Origin of the sequence: Lacticaseibacillus manihotivorans DSM 13343 = JCM 12514 (assembly GCF_001435035.1) — a bacterium.
GTDB classification, from domain to species: Bacteria; Bacillota; Bacilli; order Lactobacillales; family Lactobacillaceae; genus Lacticaseibacillus; species Lacticaseibacillus manihotivorans.
Genome location: NZ_AZEU01000273.1, coordinates 25,316 through 33,299 on the forward strand (window position 1 = coordinate 25,316; position 7,984 = coordinate 33,299).

The window sequence follows — 7,984 nt, forward strand, 5'->3', positions numbered from 1 at the left end:
GCTAATCCTCGATGTAGGTGACGTGATCAGAAACCAAATGCGTATGATTCAGTTGGTAACTTTTGCCATTTGGGTCAACGGTGATCACATAAGTTTGTTTGCGGTCACGCTTGAGTTGAATCAGTAACCCTGAGTACACACTTTTATCGCTGGCATAAACTTGCGAGGGTTTCAGGTGTTCATTTTTGGCGATACTGGTCAACAAGGTGGTGACGGCTTGGGAGTTTTTCAACGCGCTGCGGTTGGCTTGGACATCGCGCGCTTGAATGCCGATGGTTAATAAGACGATCAATTCAATGATGATCAATAAGTCGCGATACTTGGTCAAGTTGCGATCGCGCAGGCGCACGATGAAGTAGCCGGCAATCAAGGTGATGCCGATCCCGATGATAATGTAGCGCATGATCCCTGGCCAAAAGGCTTGTTGGCTAAGCGCGTGATAGCTGTAAAAAGTGGTGGTTTGCATAATGGCTCCTTTCATCGACTGACTAAAATTATTATACGACTTTTCAATCCCATGAAAAATAAAGCGAGTTTTTCCTGTCAGCACACTTCTTTGCTATAATGAAAACAACAAGTATCATGGGGGCAAACATGGAAGCAGTACGTGCAAAAATTGATACCACTCGCTTGAAGTTCGTGCTTCAAGGGTTAGTGGTCGGCTTATTAACCGGGGCAGTGATCAGTACGTTCCGCTTTGCCATCGAGCGTGTCTTAGTGTTCATGCAAGCCATTTATCGCCATCCCACCCCGATCAAGTTAGGCTTGGTGCTGGTGGGGATGATTGCGTTGAGTTTGATCGTCGCGGCGTTGCTGAAAAGCGAGCCCAATATATCCGGCTCTGGGATCCCGCAAATCGAAGGCCAGCTGGCTGGAGAAATGGATTTCCACTGGTGGTCGATTTTATGGAAGAAATTTGTCGCCGGCATTTTAAGTATCGGCCCAGGGTTGTTTTTGGGTCGTGAAGGCCCCTCGATTCAACTCGGTGGGGCAGTCGGGCAAGGGGTCGCCGAAGGATTGAAAAAACATGGCGCTGATCGGCGGATCTTGATCGCATCAGGATCTGCAGCAGGGTTAGCGGCTGCGTTCAATGCGCCAATTGCCGGGACTTTGTTTGTTTTGGAAGAAGTTTACCATAACTTCAGTCCGTTGGTTTGGATTACTGCATTAGCCAGTGCATTAGGCGCAGACTTTGTGTCGTTGAATGTGTTCGGCGAAGTGCCAGTGCTGCATTTGGTTTATACGCGCAGTATGCCAGTCAATTTATATTGGCATTTGATCGTATTGGGCATTGTCCTCGGCTTACTGGGGTATTTGTATCAGCGCGTGTTGTTGGCCATGCCTGGTTGGTATGCCAAAACGCATATCCCGCGCTACTTTCAAGGCATCGTTCCGTTTATTTTAGTGATTCCAATGGGCTTGTTCATGCCCAGCATCCTCGGTGGTGGGAACGGGATGATCGTGGGCTTTGGTCTCGTGGTACCAAGCTTGACGGTACTGCTGGTGATTTTTGCGGCGCGGTTTATTTATTCGATGATCTCTTATGGCTCAGGTTTACCTGGTGGGATCTTCTTGCCGATTCTAAGCTTAGGGGCTGTGATCGGCGCGATTTATGCGGTGTTCATGGTGCAAATCGGACTGTTGCCCAAAGTGTATGTGATGAACTTGATCATTTTCTCGATGGCGGGATATTTTGCTGGTATCGGGAAAGCACCCTTTACGGCGATTTTATTGATCACGGAAATGGTCGGCAACTTAACGCACTTGATGCCGATGGCGGTGTTAGCCTTAGTCGCGTATATTGTCGTCGATGTGTTAGGTGGGGCACCGATTTATGAATCCTTGTTGCGCCGGATGACAGTGCCCAAGCAAATTGAATCGATCCATCGCATGGACCGCTTGGAATTACCGGTCTTTGCCGGATCCAAGCTTGAAGGTCTGCAAGTGCGTGATTTCTCTTGGCCGAAACAAACGTTACTCATCGGCCTCAATCGCGGTGAAAATCAAATTATTCCGCATGGCGATACGGTGATCCGAGCAGGAGACACTTTAGTCTTGTTGACGGATGCCTCACAGCGCGCCAAGATCCGCGCCAAAATTCAACATTTAGCCGCCCATATGACCAAATCAGAAGGAGTCCATCATGCACATTGAAGCCTTAAATCGCCTGCAAGCGGCAGAATACGTGAAATGGCATTACTTTGGGGATGCAAGCCGCGCTAACTTGAATGACGATCAACAACCTGATGAATTTACCGAAATCTTTGCGGATAACGGTTTGGATTACTTTGCCGTGTTGGCTCAAGACGACCTCATTGGCGTGTTGAGTTTTGAATTTCCAAACGGCCAAATCACGATGAATGCCAAGTTGGCACCTGAAGCCATCGGCATGTTGAAAACCAGTGAACTGGTGCAGCTGGGCACTGAGTTTGGGCAAGCCCATTATCATGATGATGATGCCGTGCAAATCGCCTCAGTTTCACCAGCCTGAAGACTAGCCACATCGCGCTTTGTGTGATAATCTATAAGTTAGTAGTCAGTCGCGCCCAGGCGCGTTCAGGAGGAAGATCTTGCAGAATTTATTTACGACGTTGTTGATCATTGATTCCATTTTGATCGTGATTGCAACTTTAATGCAGCCTAGTAAGCAACAAGATGCCTTAAGCGCCTTATCCGGTGGCGCTACCGATTTGTTCGGCAAGCAGAAATCACGCGGGTTTGAAGCGTTTATGGAAAAAGTGACGGTGGTACTTGGGGTATTGTTTTTCGCCTTTTCCATCGTGTTAGTCTATATTGCATCGCACTAACCAACAGTCTCCTGCAACGGTAGGAGACTTTTTTTGAGATTATTCGACAATTCAGGACAACTGAATTGGACATTTACAATGAAAACGAGGGACCATACATGACCACAGTCGGCCACATGAGAAATGAATTACTCGCCGCATTCCGGCGCAACCCACAAATCGCCTTTTCCACTGCCAGCCTTAACCGCGCGTTGAAGCTGACGGATGCTGAAGACTTCAAAGTCTTAGTTCAAGCTTTAACCGGCCTAGAAAACGATGACTTGATCCACAGTACAGGCGAAGCCTTATTTCAATTAGGCGGCAAACCTGCCGGCCATTTGGAAGGCATTTTTCACGGCAATGAAAAAGGTTTCGGCTTTGTTGCCGTTGAAGATGAAGAAAATGACTTCTTTATCGCCCCACCTGCGACTAAATTTGCCTTAGACGGCGACACCGTTGAAATCAACATCACCCGCAAAGCCCGCCCAGGCGACTCCCGCGGCTCTGAAGCCGAAGTCGTCAAAGTGCTCGAACGCAAAATCACCCGCTTAGTCGGTGAATATTCCCCATTATCTGATGGCGAAAAAGAACGCACTGGCTTTATCGGGGTGGTGGTTTCGCATGAAAAGAAACTCAAGAACTACCCGATTTTTGTCAAAGATACTGGCATGATCCCAGAACTTGGCGACATGTTGATGGTGGAAGTGACGGCTTATCCTGACCGTGACCATCCTAAAGCCATGCAAGGCATCGTGTCTGAAAACCTTGGGAACAAGAATGCGCCTGGTGTCGATGTGTTGTCTTTGGTTTTGGCTAATGACATTCACACGGAATATCCAGAAGACGCTATGGCCCAAGCCAACGCCATTCCTGATCACGTCACCGACGAAGATCGCATCGGCCGCCGCGATATCACCGATCAACCAGTGGTCACCATCGATGGCGACGACTCCAAAGACTTCGATGATGCAGTGGTCGCTTGGAAGTTGCCTAACGGGAATTACCATTTAGGTGTCCATATCGCCGATGTGTCGTATTACGTTACCGAAGGCTCGCCTTTAGACAAGGAAACATACGATCGTGGCACGTCCACTTACTTGACGGACCGCGTGATTCCGATGTTGCCATTCCGCTTGTCCAACGGTATTTGCTCGTTGAATCCTGACGTGGATCGCTTGGCAATGTCTTGTGATATGGAAATCACCCCAGAAGGTAAAGTCGTCAACCATGACATTTACCAATCTGTCATTCGTTCTCACGGCCGTTTGACTTACAACAACGTTAACAAAATGATTACCGATCAAGACCCTGAATTGCGCGCGCAATACGCTGACTTGGTGCCAATGTTGGATCTGATGGGTGACTTGCACAAGATTCTTTACAAGATGCGTCATGATCGCGGTGCCATCGACTTTGAAGAACATGAAGCCAAAATCATCGTCGACGAGAATGGTCATCCAACAGACATCGTGTTGCGTGACCGCGGTTTGTCTGAACGCATGATCGAATCCTTCATGCTGGAAGCCAACGAAACGGTTGCTGAACACTACAACAAGTTGCACTTACCATTCTTGTATCGGGTCCATGAAACCCCAGATGACGATCGCATCAAAGACTTCATCGACTTCTTGGCCACTTTTGGTATCACGGTGCCGATCAAGCCAGGGGCAAAGCTGACGCCGAAGATGTTGCAAGAAGTCAACACTAGCGTTCAAGGCACGCCAGAAGAAATGATGGTCAACGTCAAAATGCTGCGCAGCTTGAAGCAAGCCCATTACTCTGAAGACCCCCTTGGGCATTTTGGGATCGCAGCGGAATATTATTGCCACTTCACGTCTCCAATTCGCCGTTATCCTGATTTGATCGTTCACCGCTTGATTCGTTCATACGCCACTCAAGGCGCTGGCGAAGATAACCAAGCCAAGTGGTCTTCCAAGTTGCCTGACATCGCCGTGCAAACTTCTGTGCGTGAACGTCACTCTATCGATGCGGAACGGGCCGTTGACGACTTGAAGAAGGCCGAATTCATGGCCGATAAAGTCGGCGAAGACTTCGATGCTGTGGTTTCAGGGGTCGCAGGCTTTGGGATGTTCGTGGCTTTGCCAAACACAGTCGAAGGTTTGGTTCATATTTCTCGGATGAAAGACGACTATTATGCCTTTGTTGAAAACCAAATGGCGTTAGTTGGCGAACGTTTCCACAAGATCTATCGCATCGGCCAACCCGTCAAGGTGCACTTGGACAATGTCGATGTGGAACAACGCCAAGTCGATTTCTCCTTGATTCCATCAGACGACACGCCAAAAACCGACATCGTGGTGAAGCGCGAAACTCGTGGCCGTGGGCAAAACCATAGCGACGGTCCGCGCAACGGCAATCGCAATGGTGGCAATCGCAACAATAGCAACAACCGTGGTGGCAACAACAATCGCGGTCGCAATCACAACAATAACCGTGGCGGCAGCCGGCCTTTTAACAAGCTGGGCGACCAATTGCGTCAAGGCGGCCAACGCGGCGGGAACAAACACTAGAAAAGAGGGGTGCTGATGGCCAAGAAAATGAAGCCGAAGCCAGATAACCTGTTGGCCCAAAACAAAAAGGCCTATCACGATTATAATATCCTCGAAACTTATGAAGCCGGCGTTGCCTTAACTGGGACTGAAATCAAGTCTGTGCGTGCTGGCAAAACCACTTTGCGCGACGGCTATGCGCGGGTGCGCAACGGTGAAGCTTGGTTGGAAAACGTGCATATCACACCATATGCTGAAGGCAACCAGTTCAACGTTGATCCAATGCGTAACCGCAAACTCTTGTTGCACAAAAAAGAGATTCGCAAACTAGAAGTCAGCCTGACTGAAAAAGGTCTGACCATTGTGCCATTGCGGATGTATCTCAAGCATGGCTATGCCAAAGTCTTGATCGGCGTGGCGCAAGGGAAGAAGAACTACGACAAGCGCGAAAGCTTGAAGCGTAAAGACCAAGAGCGCGACATTCAACGTGCGATGAAAGAACGGTATTAACCACAACAGCACCAACGCGTAAACCTTCGTGGTTGTCGGCGTTGGTGCTGCTTTTTTGTTGATATTGTTCAGCCGTGTAAGGCGTCATGATAGGGGCATTGATGATCTTAATTGAAAAGAGGCGGCAGTGATGATTGGTATCATGATATTTGTGATCGGGATCCTAATTTTTACCCGCAACGCGTTTTGAATGGAAAAAATCTCCCGATGGGAAGCACTCGTGGTTCCTATTTATAGCTTGGTGATGGGCGTACGCACGTTGCTTGAGGCACACCCACCAGTTATTTGGATCGCCGTGACTGCTGTTGTGGTGGGACTATTGGCCGCGGTGATTCAGGCCAGCGGCGCTCAATTGCAAGTGACAGGTGAACGTGATCGCCATGATCGTCCAAGGGCGTTGCTGCGCCGTGGCGGCCGGTACTTGATCGGCTGGGTCCTGATCTTTGCTTATGGGATCGCGATGGCAATGATGTTTGGTGACCATGTGAATTTGGTGCGTGAAATCGGACTTGAAATTGCGAAGGATCTTTTTAGCTTTCGTAACTTCACCACGGCGGCAAGTTGGAACATTTACTTGTAATCTGGGATTGCCAGTCTTAGCTACACTTGGCTTTTAATTCGGCAAGAGCCGCTCGTCGGCCAAGCATTGCGGCGTCAACATCAATAGGTGTCCATGGTTAGGCGCATTGAAAAAGATTTCGATTAATGATTTGACTTTGCTTTTAATCATCTAGTACCATTAGCGTAAGTTTTTAGAGGCGTTCAAACGAATTGTCTGGTTTGTCAACTAACTGGCGAGACCTGAAACATCGTTAGCTGATGAAATGGCTGATCGTACCATTCTCAAATAAAATATAGCCGCCAATGCCAATGTACACTGCTGCTGTAAGCCAGCGGCCAGCATGTTCAAGTAGGCGGGCGACTAAAGGCATGCGGCCAAGTTGCGCGCCGATCCAGAAAAACAAGGTTAACATCACCAAGAAGGTCACCAATGTCAGGGCAGTTGCTTGCAACGTTTGAGATGCAAATAGCGGTACATAAACCCCAATATTATCGGCACCACAAGTTGCCACTGTGATCAAAGCGACACTTGAGATAATGCTGGCTTGCTTGAGGCGGCTGGATACCGCGTTGTCATCATCTGCTTCACCTGTTAAGGCCAGTTTCATGCCCATCAAAATTGGAATCAGACCCAATAAGCCCAACACCCATTCGGCAGGCACGAGTCGTAAGACCAACGCAACAAATAAACTGATCGCCACTAAAATACTAGTGCCCAATAAATCGCCCCAGTAGACGAGATGTCGCTGGTTTGGCTTAACAGAGCCAAAAATCATCATTAAAATCAGCAGATAATCGAGGCTGGTAGAGATATAGGCAGTCGCACCGGTTAGAATAATTTTCAACATACAAAACACGCTCCTTGGTTTCGTATGTTGATAGTAACATATGTTGGAGGAATTGTCTTGGAAAATCATATTCTCGATGATGCGCATATTCAAGAATCCATTCGCATCTTTAAGTTGCTCAGCAATCCGACGCGCCTTAGGCTGTTGCACCTGCTTGAAAACCAAGAACTCAATGTTTCGGAAATTGTCGCAATGCTTGAGGTCTCACAATCAGTCGTCTCGCATCAGCTGGCAACTTTGCGCGACTATCAGTTGGTCGATGCAAGACGTGAAGGCAAAGCAATGTATTATCGCCTCGATGATCCGCATATTCTCGATGTTGTCGATGAAACGCTCGCCCACGCTGATCATGTGCTACGCGGTAAACAGCATGGCCATTGATTTTCGAGGATCGTCGACGGTGGGTGAGCTTGCGCAATAGGCATGGATAAAATTGTCTCACTGATGCCAGCAGATGAGATGGATTAAGGTCGACGATCAATCAACTAATCAGATTATTTCCCGGGAAATATCTAGACATCATTGTGAAATAAATTGAGCAAGTCGTCAGTTTGCCTTGCATCAGCACGATTCTTCCACTAAAGTGAGCATTAGTTCAATTTTTTGGAGGTCATAGGGATGCAGAAATTTTTAACGCGATGGTTTTCTGGTGAAAGTCTAGATTATCACTTTGTATTTGCGTTATTGGCGCCTGTGATTGCTGACCAATTCTTTTCGCGCATTTTAGAATCAAGTTAGCCACTGTCTCAAAATTTTTTGGACAATAAAA

Annotated in this window: 9 protein-coding genes; 7 read left to right on the forward strand and 2 right to left on the reverse strand. The window is 48.0% G+C overall.

The window, feature by feature from the left end:
- Window position 1: 1 nt before the first annotated feature.
- Window positions 2-466, reverse strand: a complete 465-nt coding sequence (locus FD01_RS13600) for a DUF3290 family protein (protein WP_056964831.1) — start codon at window positions 464-466, stop codon at window positions 2-4.
- 128 nt (window positions 467-594) lie between these two features.
- Between FD01_RS13600 and FD01_RS13605 the strand changes: the two genes are divergently transcribed.
- From FD01_RS13605 to FD01_RS13630, 6 genes are all read left to right on the forward strand, one after another.
- Entirely contained in the window at window positions 595-2,154 is a 1,560-nt protein-coding gene (locus tag FD01_RS13605; protein WP_056964833.1) for a ClC family H(+)/Cl(-) exchange transporter, read from the forward strand.
- Window positions 2,144-2,491, forward strand: coding sequence for a hypothetical protein (locus FD01_RS13610; protein ID WP_054715355.1), 348 nt, complete (start codon window positions 2,144-2,146; stop codon window positions 2,489-2,491). Before FD01_RS13605 ends, FD01_RS13610 begins: the two co-directional genes overlap by 11 nt.
- 79 nt (window positions 2,492-2,570) lie before the next feature.
- Window positions 2,571-2,807 (forward strand): preprotein translocase subunit SecG, encoded by a 237-nt coding sequence (secG, locus tag FD01_RS13615; protein ID WP_054715351.1) that lies wholly within the window; start codon window positions 2,571-2,573, stop codon window positions 2,805-2,807.
- 98 nt (window positions 2,808-2,905) lie between these two features.
- Entirely contained in the window at window positions 2,906-5,317 is a 2,412-nt protein-coding gene (gene rnr, locus FD01_RS13620) for a ribonuclease R (RefSeq protein ID WP_082611927.1), read from the forward strand.
- Window positions 5,318-5,332: 15 nt separating this feature from the next.
- Complete coding sequence (gene smpB / locus FD01_RS13625) at window positions 5,333-5,806, forward strand: SsrA-binding protein SmpB (RefSeq protein WP_056964835.1); 474 nt, start codon at window positions 5,333-5,335, stop codon at window positions 5,804-5,806.
- A 190-nt stretch (window positions 5,807-5,996) separates the two neighbouring features.
- A complete protein-coding gene (locus FD01_RS13630) occupies window positions 5,997-6,386 on the forward strand; it encodes a hypothetical protein (RefSeq protein ID WP_152164796.1) in 390 nt (129 codons plus the stop codon).
- A gap of 232 nt (window positions 6,387-6,618) precedes the next feature.
- Here the strand turns inward: FD01_RS13630 and FD01_RS13635 are convergent, their stop codons facing one another.
- Entirely contained in the window at window positions 6,619-7,215 is a 597-nt protein-coding gene (locus FD01_RS13635; RefSeq protein ID WP_054715345.1) for a cadmium resistance transporter, read from the reverse strand.
- Between the two features lie 24 nt (window positions 7,216-7,239).
- On the opposite strand from FD01_RS13635, the gene FD01_RS13640 reads away from it, so the two are divergent.
- The gene (locus FD01_RS13640) at window positions 7,240-7,596 is read left to right on the forward strand and encodes an ArsR/SmtB family transcription factor (RefSeq protein ID WP_054715342.1); all 357 of its coding nucleotides are present in this window, start codon (window positions 7,240-7,242) and stop codon (window positions 7,594-7,596) included.
- The last annotated feature ends 388 nt before the right edge of the window (window positions 7,597-7,984 follow it).

Bases quoted from the DNA above. Each gene is read 5' to 3' on its own strand.
- smpB (WP_056964835.1), top strand. From the start codon at position 5,333: ATGGCCAAGAAAATGAAGCCGAAGCCAGATAACCTGTTGGCCCAAAAC.
- rnr (WP_082611927.1), top strand. From the start codon at position 2,906: ATGACCACAGTCGGCCACATGAGAAATGAATTACTCGCCGCATTCCGG.
- FD01_RS13610 (WP_054715355.1), top strand. From the start codon at position 2,144: ATGCACATTGAAGCCTTAAATCGCCTGCAAGCGGCAGAATACGTGAAA.
- FD01_RS13635 (WP_054715345.1), bottom strand. From the start codon at position 7,215: ATGTTGAAAATTATTCTAACCGGTGCGACTGCCTATATCTCTACCAGC.
- FD01_RS13605 (WP_056964833.1), top strand. From the start codon at position 595: ATGGAAGCAGTACGTGCAAAAATTGATACCACTCGCTTGAAGTTCGTG.
- FD01_RS13640 (WP_054715342.1), top strand. From the start codon at position 7,240: ATGTTGATAGTAACATATGTTGGAGGAATTGTCTTGGAAAATCATATT.
- FD01_RS13630 (WP_152164796.1), top strand. From the start codon at position 5,997: ATGGAAAAAATCTCCCGATGGGAAGCACTCGTGGTTCCTATTTATAGC.
- FD01_RS13600 (WP_056964831.1), bottom strand. From the start codon at position 466: ATGCAAACCACCACTTTTTACAGCTATCACGCGCTTAGCCAACAAGCC.